The sequence below is a fragment of the Kosakonia sp. HypNH10 genome (assembly GCF_029850615.1).
GTDB lineage: Bacteria > Pseudomonadota > Gammaproteobacteria > Enterobacterales > Enterobacteriaceae > Kosakonia > Kosakonia cowanii.
In genome coordinates this window covers 479,121-498,985 of the sequence record NZ_JAOTIU010000003.1, presented here as the reverse complement: position 1 = coordinate 498,985, position 19,865 = coordinate 479,121, and the positions used below count along the sequence as shown (strand labels likewise).

Here is a 19,865-nt window from a genome sequence, read left to right as displayed (position 1 = left end):
GAATAGCGGTCAGCGCAGCGGCAAAAGGCTATTGCATCATCTGGCGTATCAGCTCGCCGAGGCGCATCGCCGCCCGCTCCTCTTTCTCGCCCCACGCCCAGGCGCAGTTAAAGCGAAAGAAGGAGATCCAGTTATCGGAAGTGGAAAACATCTTGCCCGGCGCGATGCTGATGTGGTGCGCCAGCGCCTGCTGGCTGAGCACGCCCGCATCCAGGCCGTTCGGCAACTCCAGCCATAAAAAATAGCCGCTCTCGTTACGGTAGATTTTCACCTCCGGCGGCAGATGGCGCAGCAGCGCCTGCCAGGCGAGATGCTTGCGCTCCGCCAGCTGGCGGCGTAAGCGGCGCAGGTGCGCGTCGTAGTGATGGGTGGAGAGATAATCAACCAGCGCCAGCTGTAGCGGCGAACTGGTGGATAACGTGCTCATTAATTGCAGTTGCTGAATGCGCCGCGCGTGACGCCCGGCCGCCACCCAGCCGACGCGAAACCCGGCGACAAGACATTTTGAAAAGGAGGAACAGTGCAGGGTCATATCCTGCTTGTCCCAGGCTTTGGCGGGCAGCGGCTGTTCACGGCCGTAATAGAGCTCGCTGTAGACATCATCTTCAATCAGCGTGACGTTGTGCGCGGTCAGCAACTCAACCAGCCGCGCCTTTTTCTCCGGGCTGAGAGTGAAGCCGAGCGGGTTCTGGCTATTGGTCATCAGCCAGCAGGCTTTTACCGGGTACTCGGTCAGTGCCTGCTCAAGGGCGTCGAGATCGATACCGGCTTTCACATCCGTCGGCACCGAGAGCGCTTTCAGCTTCAGCCGCTCCAGCGCCTGTAACGCGCCGTAAAAACAGGGGCTCTCAATGATGACCCAGTCGCCCGGTTCGGTGACGGCTTGCAAACTGAGGTTTAGCGCTTCGAGGGCACCGGCGGTAATCACAATCTCATCCGGCGATATATTCATTCCCTGGCGGGCGTAACGCCGGGCGATAGCATGGCGTAACTGGCTGTTGCCCGGCGGCAGGTTCTCAATCACGCTCATCGCCCCTGCACTCTTGCTTACCTTCGCCAGCGAGCGGTTAAGCTGCGGCATCGGAAAGAGTTTTGGATCGGGAAACGCGGAGCCAAACGGCAGCACCGAGGCATCGCAGCTCGCCTGCAATACATCAAATATATAGGTGTTGATATCAACCGCTTCGTCACGCATCACCTGTGGCGCAGGTGCGCGCGTCAACCCCGGCGTCGGTGCGACAAAATAGCCCGACTGCGGGCGCGCAATCACCCGCCCCTGGCTCTCGAGCAGCTGATACGCATGCCCGACGGTCATAAAACTCAGCCCGCTGCTCGCCACCTGTTCGCGCAGCGACGGCAGCTTTTCACCCGGACGCCAGACGCCAAGTTCAATTTGTTCAACGATTTGCTGCGCCAGGCGCTGATATTTTTTCATGGTTGTTCACGTGACCGAAGAGTACGTCATGATGGCACGCTAATAGCGATCCCGCTATATCAGTTTAGAAAAAGTGCGCAATGCGCCGAACTGTTATAGACAGTTACAACCATGACTTTCTGGTGAATATTTCCCGTTTCGCCTGGACTATCCCGCAACCTGCCGTACCCTTGTAAGGGACTGTTATATGTAAATTGCTGTCAACTGTTTCTGCAAGTCGGCGGGCGTAGTCATTAACATTGACGCCACACCATTGATTCTGAGGATGTGCATGTTTGGTTTAGATGCGTTTTACCTGGCGAGGATACAGTTCGCCTTCACCGTTTCGTTCCACATCATCTTTCCGGCGATAACCATTGGCCTTGCCAGTTATCTCGCGGTGCTGGAAGGTCTGTGGCTGAAAACCCGGAACCCGGACTGGAAAACCCTTTACCACTTCTGGTCGAAGATCTTTGCCGTTAACTTCGGCATGGGGGTAGTTTCTGGTCTAGTGATGGCCTATCAGTTCGGCACCAACTGGAGCGGATTTTCGCAATTTGCGGGCAGCATTACCGGCCCGCTGCTCACCTATGAGGTGTTAACCGCCTTCTTCCTCGAAGCTGGCTTCCTTGGCGTGATGCTGTTTGGCTGGAATAAAGTCGGCCCCGGGCTGCACTTTTTCTCCACCTGTATGGTGGCGCTCGGCACGCTGATGTCGACCTTCTGGATCCTCGCTTCCAATAGCTGGATGCATACCCCGCAGGGCTTTGCCATTGAGAATGGCCAGGTGATCCCGGTGGACTGGTTTAAGGTTGTCTTCAACCCCTCCTTCCCTTATCGCCTGTTCCATATGTCGATTGCCGCCTTCCTCAGCAGCGCGCTGTTTGTCGGTGCTTCTGCGGCCTGGCACCTGCTGCGCGGCAACAATACGCCGGCGATCCGCAAAATGTTCTCCATGGCGATGTGGATGGCGCTGGTTGTGGCACCCATTCAGGCGATGGTCGGCGATATGCACGGCCTGAATACGCTGGAGCATCAGCCAGCGAAGATTGCTGCCATTGAAGGCCACTGGGAGAACCCGCCGGGAGAAGCGACGCCGCTGCTGCTGTTCGGCCTGCCGGATATGGAGCAGGAGCGCACCCGCTACGCAGTGGAGATCCCGGCGCTCGGCAGCCTGATCCTGACCCACAGTCTCGATAAGCAGGTTCCGGCGCTGAAGGAGTTTCCCAAAGATGAGCGCCCCTACTCGCCGATCGTCTTCTGGTCGTTCCGCATCATGGTGGCGCTGGGCATGCTGATGATTGGTCTTGGCGTGATGGCGCTGTGGCTGCGTTATCGCAAGCGGCTGTATGAGTCGCGGCCTTTCCTGCACTTTGCGCTCTGGATGGGGCCTGCGGGGCTGATCGCTATTCTCGCCGGGTGGGTGACTACCGAGGTGGGTCGCCAGCCGTGGGTGGTTTACGGTCTGCTGCGCACCGCTGATGCGGTTTCCGGTCACGGCGATTTGCAGATGAGCCTCAGCCTGCTGGCCTTCTTTATCGTCTACTGCTCGGTGTTTGGCGTCGGCTATCTCTATATGGTGCGTTTGATCACCAAAGGGCCGCAGCCGCACGATGAAAACACCACGCAGGGCACTCCGGCACGTCCGCTTTCAGCGGCAGGTGAACGTCTTCCGGCTGATGAGGATAAATAATGGGTATCGATCTTCCGTTAATTTGGTTTGTCATTATCGTCTTCGCGACCCTGATGTATATCGTGATGGATGGTTTTGACCTGGGCATCGGCATCCTCTTCCCGGTGACGCGTGACGGCCACGATCGCGATGTGATGGTCAACAGCGTCGCGCCGGTGTGGGATGGGAACGAAACCTGGCTGGTGCTGGGCGGCGCGGGGCTGTTTGGCGCCTTTCCGCTGGCTTATGCGGTCATTACCGACGCGCTGACCATTCCGCTGACGCTGATGCTGATTGGTTTGATCTTCCGCGGTGTGGCCTTTGAGTTCCGCTTTAAAGCGACCGAAGCGCACCGTCCCTTCTGGGATAAAGCCTTCCTCTCCGGCTCGCTGCTGGCGACCTTCTCGCAGGGCGTGGTGGTTGGCGCGTTTATCAATGGCTTTAAAGTGACCGGCCGCACTTTCAGCGGCGGCGCGCTGGACTGGCTGACGCCGTTTAACCTCTTCTGCGGCCTTGGTCTGGTGATCGCTTATGCGTTGCTGGGTGCAAGCTGGCTGGTGATGAAGAGTGGCGAACCGTTGCAGGGCAAAATGCGCGCGGCGGCGAAAAAACTGCTGCTGGCGTTACTGGTGGTGATGGGCGTTATCAGCCTGTGGACGCCGCTCTCCCACGGCGCGATTGCCGATCGCTGGTTCAGCATGCCGAACCTGCTCTTCTTCTCGCCGGTGCCGCTGCTGGTGATTGCGCTTAGCATCTGGCTGTGGCGCTGCCTCGGCAATGAAGAGGTGCACAGACGCCCGTTCCTGCTGACGCTGGGGTTAATTTTCCTCGGCTTTAGCGGCCTTGGGATCAGTATCTGGCCCAACATTATCCCGCCGGATATCAGCTTCTGGCAGGCGGCGGCACCGCCGCAGAGCCAGGGCTTTATGCTGGTTGGCGCGCTGTTGATCATCCCTATCATTCTGGTTTACACCTTCTGGAGCTACTACGTGTTCCGCGGCAAAATCCAGCATGGCGAGGGGTATCACTGATGAAACAACCGCTATGGAAACGGCTGATGTGGCTGGTCGTCATCTGGGGCGGAAGCGTACTGGCGCTGGCTGCCGTCAGCATGGTGTTCCGGCTGTTGATGTCAGCCGCCGGGTTTAAATCCCATTAAGTACAAAGGCCGGAAACACGTTAATGTTTCCGGCCTTTTTTCTGGTTTTTTGCCGGATGGCGGCTCCGCCTTACCCGGCCTACGCGGATCGAGCGGTGTTGTAGGCCGGATAAGCGTAAGCGCCATCCGGCAAATCACCCCTACTTGTGCATCACCACGCTGCTTTCCACCGGAATACGCGGCATGCGCAGCGTCGCGGCGATATTGCTGGTGTCGGCGTAACCAAACGAGATACCAAACAGCAGGCGGTACTCATCCGACACGCCCAGCGCTTCACGCACCAGATCGGCATGAAAACCGAGCAGCGTCTGCGGAATACCGGCAAAGCCGCGGGCAGCTAAGGAGAGCAAAAAGGTCTGCCCGTACATGCCCATATCCGACGCCACGCGAACGTTATCGCCAAAGGTCGGCATAAACAGAAATGCCGCGTGCGGCGCATCGAAAAAGCGGTAGTTACGCAGGTAGTATTCACGGCGTTTCTCTTTGTCATCCCGCGCAATACCCAGCGCTTCGTAATAGAGCTTCGCCTGCTGCTGGCTGCGGTCAAAATAGTCGCCGTGGAAATCCTCATAGGCGAAGGTGAAATCCGGCGTCTGTTTGCCGGCAATATCGTTCTCGATCATCAACTGCGCAAGGCGATCTTTGGTTTCACCAGAGACAACATGCACATGCCAGGGTTGGGTGTTGCAGTTGGAGGGCGCGTATTGCGCGTCCTCCAGGACGGCGTGGATCTGCTCATCCGTCAACGGCGTGGGCAAAAAGGCGCGTACCGAGGTGCGCTGGCGGACGGTTTCATCGAAAGCTAAAACAGGCGTACTCATAAATAGTCTCCGTGCTGAGTGTCGGCGTATCTTAGCGATGAACTCCGTGCGTAAAAACAGTACAATGCGCCATGGACCTTTGCGGATTACGCACAGATGAAAAACCTCAGCCAGATTAGCGCCCGATCGATGCACCTCTTTCTTGCCATCGTACGCGAAGGCAATCTCTCGGAAGTCGCTCGCAACGAGGGGCTTGCCGCCTCGTCCTTATCGCGCGTGGTTCAGCAACTTGAGCAGGCGCTGGAAACCCAGTTGCTCTATCGCAACACCCGCGCGGTGATCGCCACCGATGCCGGGCATATTTATGCCCGAACCTTCCGCGCGATGTTGCAGCAGCTAAGCGATGCGCAGACGCAGGTCGGCGAGCGGCGCGGCGAACCGGGCGGCCGTATCCGCATCAATGCCCCCATCTCCTTTGGCCTGAACCATATCGGGCCACGCATCAGCGAACTGAGCGAGCGCTACGCCGCCTTGCAGATTGAACTCAATCTTAACGATGACTATATCGACCCCTTTGCCGACGGTACCGATCTGCTGGTGCGTATCGCCTCGCTGAAAAACTCGGAGCTGCATGGGCGGCTGATTGCAAAACAGACCTGCCACCTGGTGGCGACGCCCAACTATCTCCGCCGCTACGGCGCGCCCGCCTCGCCCGAAGATCTGCTGACACACCGCCTGCTGGCCTATCGCGGGAAAACCGGGTTGCAGCGCTGGCGCTTTCAGCGCGGTGAGCAGGATTTCGCCTTCTCGCCGCAGGCGAAAATTCTCTCGGATAATGCGGAGCTGCTGTTGCAGGCGGCGCGCAACGACGCGGGGATGCTACTTTTTCCGGACTGGCAGGTGGGCGAGTTGCTTAATCGCGGCGAGCTGGTTGCCCTGCTGCCGGAGTACACCGCCTCCTATTCGCCGGGCGAGCAGTCGCTGTGGATGCTCTACCCGGGCGGAAAATACCCGTCACTGAATACGCGCACGGTGATCGACTTTCTGCTGGCGAGTTTCGGATCGCCCCCCTACTGGCGCTACAACTCAGCGCCATAAACAAAACAGGGTGGCATTGCGCCACCCTGCGGGTTATCTGTTTTTCGGTAGGGTTTTCAGCAGATCGTCGGGGCTGATTGAGGCCACCACGCTGCCCGGCAGCGGCATCTTGAGGATGTGATTTTTCATCTTGCCGATCACGTGCATTTCACACGGGCGGCAATCGAAGCGCAGGGTTAACACCTCATCGCCGTGTACCAGTTGCATCGGCGTCGCGCGCCAGCTCTTGATATTGCCCTTCGCCTGTTTCGGGCAGAGGTTAAAGGCAAAGCGCAGGCAGTGTTTGGTGATCATCACCGGCACTTCGCCCTTCTCTTCGTGGGCTTCATACGCCGCGTCAATCAACTGCACGCCATAGCGGTGATAGAATTCACGCGCTTTATGGTTGTAGACGTTGGCGAGGAACGAGAGATGGGTTTCCGGGTAGACCGGCGCAGGCGTCGCCACCGCTTTACGGCTGCCGCGCTGATAGCTCGCCAGACGGGCCTCTTCCAGCATCTCCACCGTTTCGCGGCGCAGCTGGTTGAGCAGGCTGTTCGGCACAAACAGCGCCCCCGGCAGGTTGATGTCGACCTTCTGCGCGTAGTAACGGGTTTGCCCCAGCTTCGCCAGGCCATCCTTCAGGTTATCGAGCGCTTTTTCCGCATTATTGGCTTCATCAAACTGACCATCCAGCGTATGAGTCACGCTGACGCCATCTTCGCTGGTCAGCGTCAGCACCAGCTGCTCCTGCCAGCCGCCCAGCTCAATATCGACGCCAATGCGCCGCTCGCTGGAGGTTTTCAGCAACGCCTGCTGCCAGTTGTGATCGAGGTTGCGGTTGAGTGCATGGTGCGGACGCAGGGTTTTCAGCGCATCCGGCATCTCGTTCGGGAAGACGCGGTAGCGGTTTTCGGCGGTTTTCTCCGCGACGTTAACACGGAAACCAACCACTTCGCGCTTCACCAGCACGTTCAGCCCGTCGCCGTTGGCCAGCGGTTCGGTCACTTCCACGTCGAGATGATCTTTGCCCACTTTCCGCACTTCGCCCACCGGCAGGCCGACGAACTTCGGTGAGTCAAACGCGCCGATATCGATTTTGCGCGCGTTAACAAAGTAGTCGGTGCTGCCGCGATGGAAGGTTTTGTCCGTCGAGGGAATAAAGAAGTGCTCGGTGCGCCCGGCGGAAGCGCGCGCCAGCTCCGGGCGATCGTCGATAATCGCATCGAGCATCTGGCGATAGTGAGCCGTGATGTTTTTCACATAGCTCATATCTTTGTAACGCCCCTCAATTTTGAAGGAGCGCACGCCCGCGTCGATCAGCGCCGCCAGGTTAGCGGTCTGATCGTTATCTTTCATCGACAGCAGGTGCTTTTCATAGGCCACCACACGGCCCTGATCGTCTTTCAGAGTGTAAGGCAGGCGGCAGGCCTGCGAGCAGTCGCCACGGTTGGCGCTGCGGCCGGTTTGCGCGTGGGAGATATTGCACTGCCCGGAGTAGGCCACGCAGAGCGCACCGTGAATAAAGAACTCAATGGTCGCGTCCGTCGCCTGGTGAATGGCGCGGATCTGCTCAAGGTTCAGCTCGCGGGCCAGCACAATCTGGCTGAAGCCGACGTCGGAGAGGAATTTGGCTTTTTCAACGCTGCGGATATCGCACTGGGTGCTGGCATGCAGCTCAATCGGCGGGATATCCATCTCCAGCACGCCCATATCCTGCACAATCAGCGCATCAACACCGGCCTGGTAGAGATCGCCGATCAGTTTCTGCGCCGGTTCCAGTTCATCATCATGAAGAATGGTGTTGAGGGTGATAAACACCTTCGCGCCATAGCGATGGGCGAACGGCACCAGTTCGGCAATATCGCGCAGGCTGTTGCCGGCGTTATGGCGGGCGCCGAAGCCGGGGCCGCCAATATAGACTGCGTCCGCGCCGTGAAGGATCGCTTCACGGGCAATGGCGGTGTCGCGAGCCGGGCTGAGCAGTTCAAGATGATGAGGGTGCAGGCGCATACAATCGTCGTTATCCATTATGTGCAAAATGGCGGCTATTGTAGTCAGAACCGGGGCGTTACACCACCTGTCGTGCCGGGAATTTGCGCCAGGCGACAATGCTATGCCGAAATCGCTATTTCCCCCGGCGTCGCTGGCGCGTTAGTGTGGTGACAGGAACAGAAATCGTCACGGTGTGGATGTTATGGGGTATTAATCGTCGTCGTTTTTTGCCGCGGGTTCGCTCGCGGCTTTTTCTTTTGGATAGTGGATTAATGAGTGGAAATGCACGGTTTGCGCGGTGCTGTTGCGATAGGCATGCGCCCGATCCGCCGCGAAACGCACGCCGCTCCCCGCTTCCAGGGTTTGCCACTCGCCGTTAAGCTGCATATCCAGCACCCCATTGATGACCACCACATGTTCAATCACCCCTTTTTCGTGAGGCGTTGACTCACTCAGCGCGCCCGGCGCAAGGGTGATGGAGAAGAGATCGAAATGGAGCTGTTCATCCCACGGGAAAAGCGGCGTGATCACCATCGCCTGCCTGTCGGGATCGTAGGCCTGCGGCGTGTCGCTCTGCGGCGGCGCAATAAAGGTTGAGAACGGCACATTTAAGCCGGTGGCGATTTTCCACAGCGTCGCCACCGTCGGGCTCGACTCGTTACGTTCGATCTGCCCAAGCATCGCTTTAGACACGCCGGTCTCTTCTGCAAGTTTTGAGAGGCTCCAGCCCCGCGCCTGACGCAGCATTTTCAGGGTTTTTGCCAGATAATCCGCGATATTCATACCGCCTCCGGGAAATTAAAACGCAGCGAGTATAGCGCAGCGTTTCTATTTTAGAGAGCGAAACTAAAGCGAATGCAACTGCTCATAACGTTTGCGGTATTCGCGCGGGCCGACATGGTATTGCTGATGAAATAGACGCGAAAAATAGAGCGCATCGTCATAACCCACCACCTGGGCGATTTGCGAAATAGTCAGCTGCGTATGCTGTAATAGCATCGCCGCCCGGCTCATCCGCTGTTTCTCCCGCCAGCCCCAAATCGTCATGCCAATTTCCTGGCGAAAAAGATGCGCCAGCCTTGAGGTTGAAAGATAGGCTTTCGCCGCCAGTTCGCTAATCGTCAGTCTGGCCGCCAGATTCTCATCCAGATATTGGCAAATAGCGTTAATGCGCGGGTCGACCGAGGCGCGATTACTCGCCGGTTGCTGTTTGAAACAGTAAAGCAGTGCTTTTTCCAGGCTATTCATGGCGAGGATCTTATCCACGCGGTCTGGTGAGGAGTTAAGCCGAATCACCTCTTTTACCGCTGTTTTTAACTGCTCGACAAAAAGCAAATCGGCACTTTGCGTCAGGCCAATCTGATGCCAGTTACGATCCCATTTCAGCCAGTCAATCCAGTAAGGTCGTGGAATAAAATAGATCCACAAATGATCCCAGTAAGCGCTTTGCGTTTCACGGCCATAGTGATGCGGGCAGCCGGGTGGGAAAAGCAAAATATCGTTTTCCCGGCAGATAAACGTCTCGTTATTACGGTGAATTACCCCTGCGCCACGCAGGGTGATATTTAAAATATAGCCTTTCATTCCCTGCTGGCGGTTAATAAAAAAGTCCAGCTTATTGCCTTTGACGATAGGCGTATAACCCGCCACCAGATAGGCGTTAAAGGTAAAACTACGCATTAAAGGCGAGTAGATCAGCAATTCATCATCAACGTCATTCATGGGAAGTGTTTGCGGCCACATTATTGAGCGTCCTTACGCTAGCACAGGCAAAGAGGAAAAGCCGCAGCCGCCTGCGGCGAGTCATTTATTTGGCGAATACACCACGCGAGAGATCGGCCGCCACGCGGTCATAAAAACCATCCAGTTTATAAAACCAGATCAACACCATATTCAGCATGGCGAGGATAAACGGGAAGAAAATAAACAAGAACTCAATCATATCAAGCACATGTTTTGACTGCTGGACGTTGCCGCCGCTGACAAAACCAGCCGCACCGAGGATCCAGCCCACGCTCGCGCTGCCCAGCCCCATGCCGAGCGTCTGGCCTAACGTTCCGGCGCTGAATAAGATCCCCTCGATGCGCAGCCCGGTTTTCCACTCGCCGTAATCAATGGTGTCAGCAAGAAAGGCGAACATCGTGGCACCAATGCCGCAAAAACCGATGCTGCGCACCACGGTGGCGAGAATGACAAACAGCGAGCTGGTTTTATCAATCAACGGCAGTAAATAGGCGATGCTGCAAATGGTCAGCCCGAGCAGCGCTAAATTGCGTTTACCCAGCCGCTTGATGAGATAAGGAATAACCAATAGCGTGATCAGCCCCGGCAGATATTGCGCCACGCTAATCCACGACATCATTGAGACATCCTGCAAAATATAGCGCGAGTAGTAGACGCTGGTGGTTGAGAGCGCCGTTAAGCTGGTAAAGGTGATCAGCAGATAAAAGAAGATCATCAGCCAGTAGCGGTTTTTCAGCATCGAGGCGGCGACCACCCCCGCACGGATATTGTTGCGATTCTCCTTATTGACCGGTTTGATGCGCTCGCGCGTCCAGGCGGCGGTTAATAACAGGCACAACGCAGTAAAGAAACCAAAAATAGCGAACACAATTACCCATGAGGTATGGCTATTTCCGAAGGCGGCGACCAGCGGTAGCGTAAATGCGCCTACCGTCAGCGAACCGCAGGTTGATAAGCCTTTACGGAAGACGCTTAAAATACCGCGCTGATAGGTATCGCGGGTTATCAACGCCAGCAGCGAACCATAGGCAATATTGTTGGCGGTGAAAAAGATGTTCGCCAGTAAATAGGTGACGCAAACATAGATAATCTTGCCGCTATCGCTGATGCCGGGCACCGTTGCCATTAAAAATGCTGACAATCCAAACGGTACGGCGGTCCATAATACCCACGGCCGCGCTTTACCCAGCCGGGTATCGGTTTTATCGATGCGGATCCCGACAAAGACACAAATAACGCCATCGATAACGCGGGCGAAAAACATCAGTGAACCAACCAGCACCGCTGAAATACCGACCACGTCGGTATAAAAGTAGGCCAGGAAGGTCACCATCAGCGTATAGGTTAAATTCGTACCGTAATCGCCCAGGCCAAAGGCGAAACGCTCACGAAAACCGGGCGTGCTGGTTTCGCTTTGCTGCTCTTCAATCGTTAATGCACTCATTTTGTACTCTCCACGAGAATAATTTGCACATCCCAATCCTTGAGCGTTATTACCTCATTCTGCCTGAGGGTTTTTCCGCTAAACATCTCTCGCCCGGCAGGCTTAGTAAACGTGACGGCTTGCGGCTCACTACTGTAGTTGAAGTAGTAGAGGAGGATATTTTCATCTTTATCAAAGCCGCGCTTAATAATTACCGGGAAGGTTTCCGTCGGCATTGTGTCGTGTTGATAAAGCGTGTCGCGCAGAACATGGCGATAAACTTTTGCCAGTGCTGCGGGGGTGATATGGCAGCCAATATAGGTGGCGGTTCCCTGCCCGTACCGATTGTGTGTGATTGCCGCATAGTGTTGCCAGTAAGGATGGTCGTAACGCGCCAGCACCTCGGTGTTTTCATCAGGAGTGATTAACTCCATCCAGTCGCTGATTTGCGCCTCGTCGACAGAAAGATCGAGGCTTTCTGAATGCAATAAGGTGCGGTCAGGATCAACAAAGAGTTGATAGTGAGCGCCGATCGCTTCGCTGATAATTCCCGGCTGTACGCAGGTGCGCACTTTCATATGCTCGTCGGCAAAGGCGGATTTAAAGGAGAAAATGGCATGGCCGCCCTGTTCAATATAACGATTAATCTGCTGTAAGCGCTCGTCGCTAACGCTGTAGAGCAACGGGAAGATCAGCATTTCATAACGGAACAGGCGCGCATCGTCGACGGCGATAATATCCACTTCGATATTCATCTTATAGAGCGTGTCGTAATAGTCGCGGAACAGGTCGTTATATTGGTGCAGCGCATCGCGACTAAACTGATGTCCGTGGAAAGGGTGCCAGTCGATGGCGGTTAAACATTCGTTACTGATCACCAGCGCCACCCGGCTGCGGCGTGCGAAGCGCGTTACGGTTGCCGCGTGCTGGTTGAACTCCGCGCCGATCGTACAGGCCTCGTGATAGACCGGGTTGGGTTGCAGATCGTGGCTGAGCAACCCTTTCCAGTAGGTTTCGTAGGAGTTGTGAATGGAGTGCCAGTGCCAGTAACCCAGCAGCCTTGCGCCGCTGGCAACATGGCTCCAGGCTTGCAGGCGCAGCTGCCCCGGGAAAGGGGTCCACTCTTTAAAGGCCTGCGCCTGGGTTTCCAGCACAAAATAGGGCTGGTCTTTTGTCACCCGAGCAAGATCGCCGGTAAAGGCAATTTCCGCACCGGTGAGTTGAAACTGGCTCGGGTGATAAACATCCACGCCGGTAATATCCAGCACGCTGGCGGTTTTAAAATGGTCGACCTCGGCGCGAATACCATACGACCAGTTGCGCCAGTCAAAATCAAAGTTGTGGGTAATAAACTGCGCATCGCTTTTATAGCCTTTCACAATCTCAGCCTGCCAGCCGAGAAAACGCGTCACCAGCGAGCGCTGAAATTGTTTAAAGGCGCAGCCGAGGCTGGCATTAATCGTCCCTTCAATCGGCGGAAAATCTTCCCAGGCATCAATGCGGTTACTCCAGTAATCCAGCCCAAAGGCGTGATTCATCTCCTCTGTACTGTTGTTGAACTGCTTTTTAAGGTATTTCACGAACTCGATTTGCGCCCCGGTTGAGCAGGTGTCGTAATATTTCGTTTCGTTGTCGATTTGAAAGCCAATGACTGCCGGATGGTTCGCGGTTGCCGCTAATAAGGCGCGAATAATGCGCTCGGCGTACCATAAAAAAGCGGGATGGGTAATATCCATCTTTTGCCGGTGACCGTAGACATTTTTCCCGCTACTGGTGGTGGCCATCACATCCGGATATTTTTTTGCCAGCCATGCCGGTAAGGCATAGGTCGGTGTGCCGATAATCACGGCAATACCGTTTTTATGCATTTCATCCAGTACGGTAAGCACGGAACTGAAATCAAACTCCCCTTCCTGCGGCTCAAAGGTGCTCCAGGTGCTCTCGGCGATACGCACATAATTAATACCCGCCTCTTTCATCAATTTAATATCTTCGTGCAGGCGTTCCATCGGCAAATATTCGCGGTAATAGGCGGCACCAAACAGTAATTTATCCATCAGCTTCTCCTCATTGTTACCGGAAACATAACGCAGAAAATTCCGGGCCGGATGAAATTAGCTGCTAGCAACATTGAGAAATCTGCTATCGCCCTCAGGAGCGGAGATGGCTCACATTTTTACCTCTGGCGCATAGACAAAATGCCTGCCACTATCTTGTGCGCTATAGCGCACGGTGCTACTTTGTGCGGATGTTATAACGCACAAGGCACCCACATGCGCCCGGCCACACTCTCACTCTCCTCCTCTCTTCCCTTTAACACCCTACTGGCAGGATTTGTCGCTGTGCTGGTCGGTTATGCCAGCTCCGCAGCCATCATCTGGCAGGCGGCATCTGTTGCGGGAGCAACGCCTGCGCAGATCGCTGGCTGGATGACCGCCCTCGGCGTGGCGATGGGTATCAGTACGCTGGTGCTAAGCGTCTGGTATCGCATGCCGGTGTTAACCGCCTGGTCGACGCCGGGCGCGGCGCTGCTGGCGACCAGTTTGCAGGGCGTTTCACTTAATGAGGCGGTCGGCATCTTTATCTTCGCCAATGGGCTAATTGTGCTGTGCGGCGTGACTGGCCTGTTTGCCCGCCTGATGAAGATTATTCCGCCGACGCTTGCCGCCGCGATGCTGGCGGGGATCCTGCTGCGTTTTGGTTTGCAGGCGTTCTCGCACCTTCAGGGGGATATTGTGCTCGGCGGATCGATGCTGCTGGCATGGCTTATCGCCAAAGCCCTTGCGCCGCGCTACGCGATTGTCGCCACGCTGCTGATTGGCGCGCTGGTCGCCTGGCTGAGCGGGAACGTGACGCCGCAAGCCATTAGTCTCGCCCCCGTTGCGCCGCAGTTTACCGCACCTGTCTTTCACTGGGCGTCGCTGGTCAGCATTGGCCTGCCCTTTTTTCTGGTTACCATGGCGTCGCAGAATGCGCCCGGTTTCGCCACCATGCAGGCAGCAGGTTTCAAGCTTGCGGTGTCGCCGTTAATGATCTTTATTGGCGCGTTGGCGCTGCTGCTCTCGCCGTTTGGCGTCTTTTCGGTGTCGATTGCCGCCATTACTGCCGCGATCTGTCAAAGCCCGGATGCGCACCCGGATGCCAGCAAGCGCTGGTTAGCCGCTGCCGCTGCCGGGGTGTTCTATCTGCTGGCCGGGCTGTTTGGCGGCTCGATTACCGCGCTGCTGGCGGCATTGCCCGCAAGCTGGTTGCAGATGCTGGCGGGCCTTGCGCTGCTCGGCACCATTAGCGGCAGCCTGCACCAGGCGCTGAACGCCCCGCGCGAACGCGATGCGGCAATTGTCACCTTTTTGGTTACCGCCAGCGGCATTACGCTGCTCGGGCTGGGATCGGCCTTCTGGGGGCTGGTTCTCGGCGGTCTATGCTATTTCACCTTCAGCCGTGCACCTAAAGCCTGAGCAATGAAACAGGTGACTTTTTAATCGCTCCTGATCATAATTCGTACAGAGGCATTCCGTTAAGTTATGAGATGACCTCGCCCTACAGCGGATCTGTAATGAATTAATGAAAGGAGTCTTGCGGTGAAAATTGCCACCTTGTTTTTTATGCTCTCGCTTGCGACCCCACTTCCCTCGTCGCTTGCCGATACTCTCTCTGATTATCGTCAGTCACTTGCGTCTCAGCCGGTCAATTATGTGCGGATGGATACCCGCGAACTGCCCGGCGTAAAGGTGCAGCGCTATGTGCTCCATTCGCAAAACTGGTCACCGCAAGATGCGGTACGCCCGATACGCTGGGAGCACCAGGTGGATATCTATCTTCCTGATGCCGCCAAACCGACCGTTGCGCTGATGGTAGTGAATAACGATGCCGGTAAAGCGACCAGTTTCAATGAAGCGTCGCTGGCACGCATTGCGCTTGCCACCCACACCGTGGTGGTCTCGGTCAGCAATGTGCCGAATCAGCCGCTGCACTATCAGGGCAATTCAACGCCGCTGACGGAAGATGACAGCGTTGCCTACAGCTGGAAACGCTTTCTTAAGAATGGCGATGCGCCGCTACAGATCCCGATGTCAGCGTCGGTCTCTCAGGCATTCCGGCTGGTGAAAAGGGAGCTTTCGCAACAGAAAATCGCCAGGTTTATCGTCACCGGCGCGTCAAAGCGCGGCTGGGCCGCCTGGCTTGCAGCGATATCCGACCCGGATGTGGTCGCCGTGGTGCCGTTTGCCGTCGATCTGCTTAACACCCGCGCCGCGCTGGATCATATGTATCGCTCCTATGGCAACAACTGGCCTGTCGCGTTTTATCCCTACTATCGTCAGCAAATCGATCAACAGATCGACACCGACAATTTCGCCCGGCTGATACGCGTGCTGGATCCGCTGGCCTATTTGCGCAGCAAAGCGGGCGAGCGGCTGAAAATTAAGAAGTACGTGATTAATGCCAGCGGAGATGACTTCTACACGCCGGACAACAGCCGCTTCTACTACCCGCGCTTACCCGGCGAGAAGTCGCTTAGAGTGGTGGCGAACGCATCCCATGAGGCGGTTCTTTCGGTCGCCGAGCCATCGCTGATTGCCTTCGTTAACCGTTTCCAGGCGCGTAAATCCCTGCCCGCCATTGCCGAGCGCCGCCAGGGTTCAGATAAGCTGGTACTCCATTTCTCCGGGCAGCCGGAAAAAGTGGTCGTCTGGCGCGCGAACAACCCGCTGGCACGGGATTTCCGTTATGCCTGCGGCATCAGATATGAAGCCTCCCCGCCGCCCGCGATGTCAGGCACTACCCTCAGCGTAGCGCTGACGCCACCGGAAAATGGGTGGCAGGCAACATTTGTGGAAGCGACCTTCAGCGATGGATTTGTGGCGACAAGCCAGGTCTATATCACGCCAGATGGCATCTACCCGGATACTGCGCCGTCTGCGCAAGGCGGAGCCTGCCGCACGCTGCCGGGACGCGGGTTAACGCCCGCAGCGCAGGAGGCTAATTAACGCTTTTGCGTCGCGCGAAGCTGCGAGGGCGTGATGCCCTTCGCCGCTTTAAAGCGGTTGCTGAAGTGGCTGGCAGAGTTGAAACCGCAGGCCAGCGCGATATCAGTTAGCGACTGATTGCTGCTCAGCAGCAGCGCCTTCGCGCGGGCCATGCGGCGCTGCATCACAAACTGGTGCGGCGCCACGCCCATCGACTGGCGAAACATCCGCGCGAAGTGGTACTCGCTGAGCGAAACCTGTGCCGCAAGATCGCAGAGCAGCAGCGGCTCGCCAAGGTGCGACTCGATATACTCCAGCACATTGCGCAGCGCGACGGGCGCCAGGCCGCCGGTGACCGTCGGCAACTGCCACTGCACATTGCTGTAGTGCTGAACCAGGTGCGTCAGCAATAGCGTCGAGGCGGTGCTGAGCGTCAGCTGGTTGGCGTTTTGCTGCCAGTCGCAGCCGAGCAGAAACTGGCGGTAGAGCGCGGTGATGCGCGCATCCTGGGAGAAGGTCTTTTCATCGAGGGTGAAGGTTGCCGGGCTGCGATCCCACACTTTCTCCCCCACCTCGCGCAGATGCTCATCGGTGCAGTAAAGGTGCACAAAGGCGAGATTGTCGCGAATATCCCACACCGACTCGCTCTCTTTTGGCATCAAACAGAAGCGATCCGGCCCGCCGCCGTTTTTCCAGCCGGAGGCGGTTTTGTGGTAGCTCTCATAGCCGTCGGCAATATAAAGACTGAGGGTGTGGTGGTTGCAATACTGGGTGATGTTATCGCGCTTGTTGGACCATGCTGCCAGCTGAATCCCGTCGTGCAGCGCCACCGAGTTATGCAGCACGGCGTTGTGTTTGCGCAGGTTTTCAAAGGCGTCATAGCTATCAGTCATTCGCGGCACTTATCGTTTCTCCACCAGAACCCCAGTCTATGAAGAGCGAATCGCAGAAGCCAGCGTTGTGTAAAGAAAAGCGCAAGAATATGCAAGTCGCCCGCAAGCGGGTGCAAGCAAGGCTTGCCGTGCCTGACGACAATGGGCGTTCATGAAAGCGAACGGGAAGCGATATGAACGCATTACTTTATAGTCTGGTGGTGGTGATTTGGGGCACAACGTGGATTGCCATATTTTTGCAGCAGGGGCCGGTTGCGGCACCGGTGTCGATCTTCTGGCGCTTTGCGCTGGCGACCACGGTGATGATGCTGGTGCTGCTGGCGCGGGGCAAACTGCGTGCGCTGTCGCGGCGCGATCACCTCTTCTGCCTGTTGCAGGGCGCGTGCGTCTTTGGTTTCAACTTCTGGTGCTTTTATACCGCCGCGGCGTGGATTAACACCGGGCTGGAGTCGGTGATCTTTTCGATGGCGGTACTGTTTAACGCCGTCAACAGCTTCCTCTTCTTCGGCCAGAGACCGCCCGCGCGCTTTTTTGCCGCCGCGCTGATGGGGCTGGGCGGGATCGTCACCCTCTTCTGGCAGGATCTGGTGGCCAGCGGCTGGAGCAGCAGCGTGTTACTGGGCATTGCGCTGTCGGCGCTCGGCACGCTCGGCTTCTCGTTTGGTAATATGATCAGCCTGCGCCATCAACGTAAGGGGCTTGAGATCGCCACCACAAATAGCTGGGCGATGCTCTACGGTACGCTGATTATGGGGGCGGTTGCGCTGCTGCGCGGCGAGGATTTTACGCCGTTGTGGAGCGTCAGCTATCTTGGCGCGCTGGTCTATCTTGCCCTGTTTGGCTCGGTGATTGGCTTCGGTGCCTACTTTACGCTGGTTGGCCGCATCGGCCCCGGCAAAGCGGCATACAGCACCCTGCTCTTTCCCCTGGTGGCGCTGACCGTTTCAACCTTTTATGAAGGCTACCAGTGGCATGCGCAGGGCGTGCTGGGGCTGGGGCTGATCCTGACGGGCAACCTGGTGATGTTTACCCGCCCGGAGACGTGGTTCGTGCGGCGCAAACCGTCACTCTGTTAAGCGAATGCCGCCTGCGGAACAGGCGGCAAAACGTTTACTTTTTCAGATCCACCTGCCAGAAGAGGTGTTTACCAAACGGGTCGACCTCATAGCCCTGCACCTCTTTGCGCACCGGCTCGAAAATCGTCGAGTGAGCAATCATCACCGCCGGCATCTGGTCGTGCATCATCTGCTGCGCCTGTTTGTAGAGCGCGACGCGTTTGTCGTGATCGGTGGTCGCCTTCGCTTCAGCAATCAGCTGATCGAAGGGTTTGTAGCACCACTTCGCCGAGTTAGATCCGCCGTTAGCGGCAGTGCAGGTAAAGAGCGGGCCGAAGAAGTTATCCGGGTCGCCGGTGGCGGTGGTCCAGCCCATTAACGCCGCCTGGTGTTCGCCGCCCTTCACCCGTTTCAGATATTCGCCCCATTCGTAGGTCACCACTTTCGCCTGCACGCCGACTTTTGCCCAGTCCGCCTGGATCATCTCCGCCATGCGTTTGGCGTTCGGGTTATAGGGGCGCTGAACCGGCATCGCCCAGAGATCGATGGTGGTGCCCGGCGGCAGCCCGGCCTCTTTCAGCAGCGCCTTCGCTTTTTCCGGATCGTAGTCGTAATCTTTCAGCTCGCTGTCCGCGCTCCAGACGCCCGGCGGCAGCAGATTTTTCGCCGCCGTGCCGGTGCCCTGGAAGACCGCTTTGATGATCGCCGGTTTGTTAATTGCCATCGCCAGCGCCTGGCGCACTTTGACATTATCGAGTGGCGCTTTTTGCGTGTTGAAGGCAAGGAAACCGGTGTTGAGCCCCGCTTTGCTCATCAGCGTAATATCTTTGTTCTCTTTCAGGCGCGGCAGATCGGCCGGGTTCGGGAACGGCATCACCTGGCACTCATTTTTCTCCAGCTTCGCCATGCGCACCGAGGCATCCGGCGTGATGCTGAACACCAGCCTGTCGATTTTTGATCGCCCTTGCCAGTAGTCATCGAAAGCGGTGAAGAGAATGCGGGAATCTTTCTGGTACTGCGCCAGGCGGAACGGCCCGGTGCCGACCGGATCGCTGTCGACGCGCTGCGGCGTACCGGCTTTTAACATCGCATCGGCATACTCGGCGGAGAGGATCGAGGCGAAGTACCACGCCAGATCGGCGACAAACGGCGCTTCGGGGTGCGCCAGCGTAAAGCGAACCGTATGATCGTCGACTTTATCAATGGCGGTAATCAGTGAGCCAAACTCGAGGCTTTCAAAGTTGGAGTAGGTGCCGTTAGAGACGTTGTGATAGGGGTTTTTCGCATCTTTTTGCCGCATAAACGAGAAAATCACATCATCAGCATTAAAGTCCCGCGTCGGCTTAAAGTATTTATTGCTCTGAAACTTCACATTTTTTCGCAAATGAAAGGTGTAGACCTTGCCATCTTCGCTGACCTCCCAGCGCTCGGCCAGGCTCGGCTGTAACTCGGTGGTACCGGCTTTGAAATCGACCAGCCGGTTATAGACCGGAACCGCGCTGGCATCCACGCTGGTGCCGGAGGTGTAAAGCTGTGGGTTAAAGTTTTCCGGTGAGCCTTCAGAGCAATAAACCAGTGTTTTCGCCGCCACAGAAGAAGTGACTATCAACGTGGTCAACGCCAGAGCAAGTGTTGTCGGTTTGCTAATCATAGTGTTTCCTGTTGTTTTATTTTTAATGCTTGTTGTTTGCCTGCTCATAAATAAC

General features: G+C 56.6%; 16 protein-coding genes. 7 read left to right on the top strand and 9 right to left on the bottom strand.

The window, feature by feature from the left end:
* Positions 1 to 28: 28 nt before the first annotated feature.
* A complete protein-coding gene (locus N7V53_RS11750) occupies positions 29 to 1,435 on the bottom strand; it encodes a PLP-dependent aminotransferase family protein (protein ID WP_279793465.1) in 1,407 nt (468 codons plus the stop codon).
* Positions 1,436 to 1,706: 271 nt separating this feature from the next.
* Here N7V53_RS11750 and N7V53_RS11745 point away from each other — a divergent pair, with 271 nt between their 5' ends.
* Genes N7V53_RS11745 through N7V53_RS11735 form a run of 3 tightly spaced genes read left to right on the top strand, consistent with a single transcriptional unit; the run spans position 1,707 to position 4,245 of the window.
* Entirely contained in the window at positions 1,707 to 3,107 is a 1,401-nt protein-coding gene (locus N7V53_RS11745) for a cytochrome ubiquinol oxidase subunit I (RefSeq protein WP_124968297.1), read from the top strand.
* On the top strand, positions 3,107 to 4,117 hold the full coding sequence (cydB, locus tag N7V53_RS11740) for a cytochrome d ubiquinol oxidase subunit II (protein WP_042718231.1): 1,011 nt from the start codon (positions 3,107 to 3,109) through the stop codon (positions 4,115 to 4,117). Before N7V53_RS11745 ends, cydB begins: the two co-directional genes overlap by 1 nt.
* Positions 4,117 to 4,245 (top strand): DUF2474 domain-containing protein, encoded by a 129-nt coding sequence (locus N7V53_RS11735; protein ID WP_023478887.1) that lies wholly within the window; start codon positions 4,117 to 4,119, stop codon positions 4,243 to 4,245. Before cydB ends, N7V53_RS11735 begins: the two co-directional genes overlap by 1 nt.
* A 140-nt stretch (positions 4,246 to 4,385) precedes the next feature.
* On the opposite strand, the gene N7V53_RS11730 is transcribed toward N7V53_RS11735, so the two are convergent.
* Entirely contained in the window at positions 4,386 to 5,066 is a 681-nt protein-coding gene (locus tag N7V53_RS11730; RefSeq protein WP_279793464.1) for a nitroreductase, read from the bottom strand.
* A 96-nt stretch (positions 5,067 to 5,162) separates the two neighbouring features.
* On the opposite strand from N7V53_RS11730, the gene N7V53_RS11725 reads away from it, so the two are divergent.
* A complete protein-coding gene (locus N7V53_RS11725) occupies positions 5,163 to 6,104 on the top strand; it encodes a LysR family transcriptional regulator (RefSeq protein WP_279793463.1) in 942 nt (313 codons plus the stop codon).
* A 33-nt stretch (positions 6,105 to 6,137) separates the two neighbouring features.
* On the opposite strand, the gene N7V53_RS11720 is transcribed toward N7V53_RS11725, so the two are convergent.
* The 5 genes from N7V53_RS11720 to N7V53_RS11700 all read right to left on the bottom strand — a co-directional run bounded on the left by N7V53_RS11720 (position 6,138) and on the right by N7V53_RS11700 (position 13,301).
* Positions 6,138 to 8,096 (bottom strand): U32 family peptidase, encoded by a 1,959-nt coding sequence (locus N7V53_RS11720; RefSeq protein WP_279793462.1) that lies wholly within the window; start codon positions 8,094 to 8,096, stop codon positions 6,138 to 6,140.
* Positions 8,097 to 8,288: 192 nt separating this feature from the next.
* Positions 8,289 to 8,861 (bottom strand): XRE family transcriptional regulator, encoded by a 573-nt coding sequence (locus N7V53_RS11715; RefSeq protein WP_124968294.1) that lies wholly within the window; start codon positions 8,859 to 8,861, stop codon positions 8,289 to 8,291.
* Between the two features lie 63 nt (positions 8,862 to 8,924).
* Positions 8,925 to 9,821: an arabinose operon transcriptional regulator AraC gene (araC, locus tag N7V53_RS11710; protein ID WP_279793461.1), complete on the bottom strand. Its 897-nt coding sequence runs from the start codon at positions 9,819 to 9,821 to the stop codon at positions 8,925 to 8,927.
* A 64-nt stretch (positions 9,822 to 9,885) separates the two neighbouring features.
* The gene (locus N7V53_RS11705) at positions 9,886 to 11,265 is read right to left on the bottom strand and encodes an MFS transporter (protein ID WP_042718215.1); all 1,380 of its coding nucleotides are present in this window, start codon (positions 11,263 to 11,265) and stop codon (positions 9,886 to 9,888) included.
* Positions 11,262 to 13,301 carry a beta-galactosidase gene (locus N7V53_RS11700; protein WP_279793460.1) on the bottom strand — a complete coding sequence of 680 codons (2,040 nt, stop codon included), beginning with the start codon at positions 13,299 to 13,301 and terminating at the stop codon, positions 11,262 to 11,264. The genes N7V53_RS11705 and N7V53_RS11700 overlap by 4 nt, the downstream gene beginning before the upstream one ends.
* Positions 13,302 to 13,517: 216 nt before the next feature.
* Between N7V53_RS11700 and N7V53_RS11695 the strand changes: the two genes are divergently transcribed.
* Entirely contained in the window at positions 13,518 to 14,702 is a 1,185-nt protein-coding gene (locus N7V53_RS11695) for a benzoate/H(+) symporter BenE family transporter (RefSeq protein WP_279793459.1), read from the top strand.
* A 123-nt stretch (positions 14,703 to 14,825) separates the two neighbouring features.
* Positions 14,826 to 16,232 carry a PhoPQ-activated protein PqaA family protein gene (locus tag N7V53_RS11690; protein ID WP_279793458.1) on the top strand — a complete coding sequence of 469 codons (1,407 nt, stop codon included), beginning with the start codon at positions 14,826 to 14,828 and terminating at the stop codon, positions 16,230 to 16,232.
* Here the strand turns inward: N7V53_RS11690 and N7V53_RS11685 are convergent.
* On the bottom strand, positions 16,229 to 17,104 hold the full coding sequence (locus N7V53_RS11685; protein WP_279793457.1) for a helix-turn-helix domain-containing protein: 876 nt from the start codon (positions 17,102 to 17,104) through the stop codon (positions 16,229 to 16,231). The genes N7V53_RS11690 and N7V53_RS11685 overlap by 4 nt on opposite strands.
* Positions 17,105 to 17,277: 173 nt before the next feature.
* Here N7V53_RS11685 and N7V53_RS11680 point away from each other — a divergent pair, with 173 nt between their 5' ends.
* Positions 17,278 to 18,180 (top strand): EamA family transporter, encoded by a 903-nt coding sequence (locus tag N7V53_RS11680; protein ID WP_279793456.1) that lies wholly within the window; start codon positions 17,278 to 17,280, stop codon positions 18,178 to 18,180.
* Positions 18,181 to 18,214: 34 nt separating this feature from the next.
* Here N7V53_RS11680 and N7V53_RS11675 read toward each other — a convergent pair whose 3' ends face one another.
* Positions 18,215 to 19,810, bottom strand: coding sequence for an ABC transporter substrate-binding protein (locus N7V53_RS11675; RefSeq protein ID WP_279793455.1), 1,596 nt, complete (start codon positions 19,808 to 19,810; stop codon positions 18,215 to 18,217).
* Between the last annotated feature and the right edge of the window lie 55 nt (positions 19,811 to 19,865).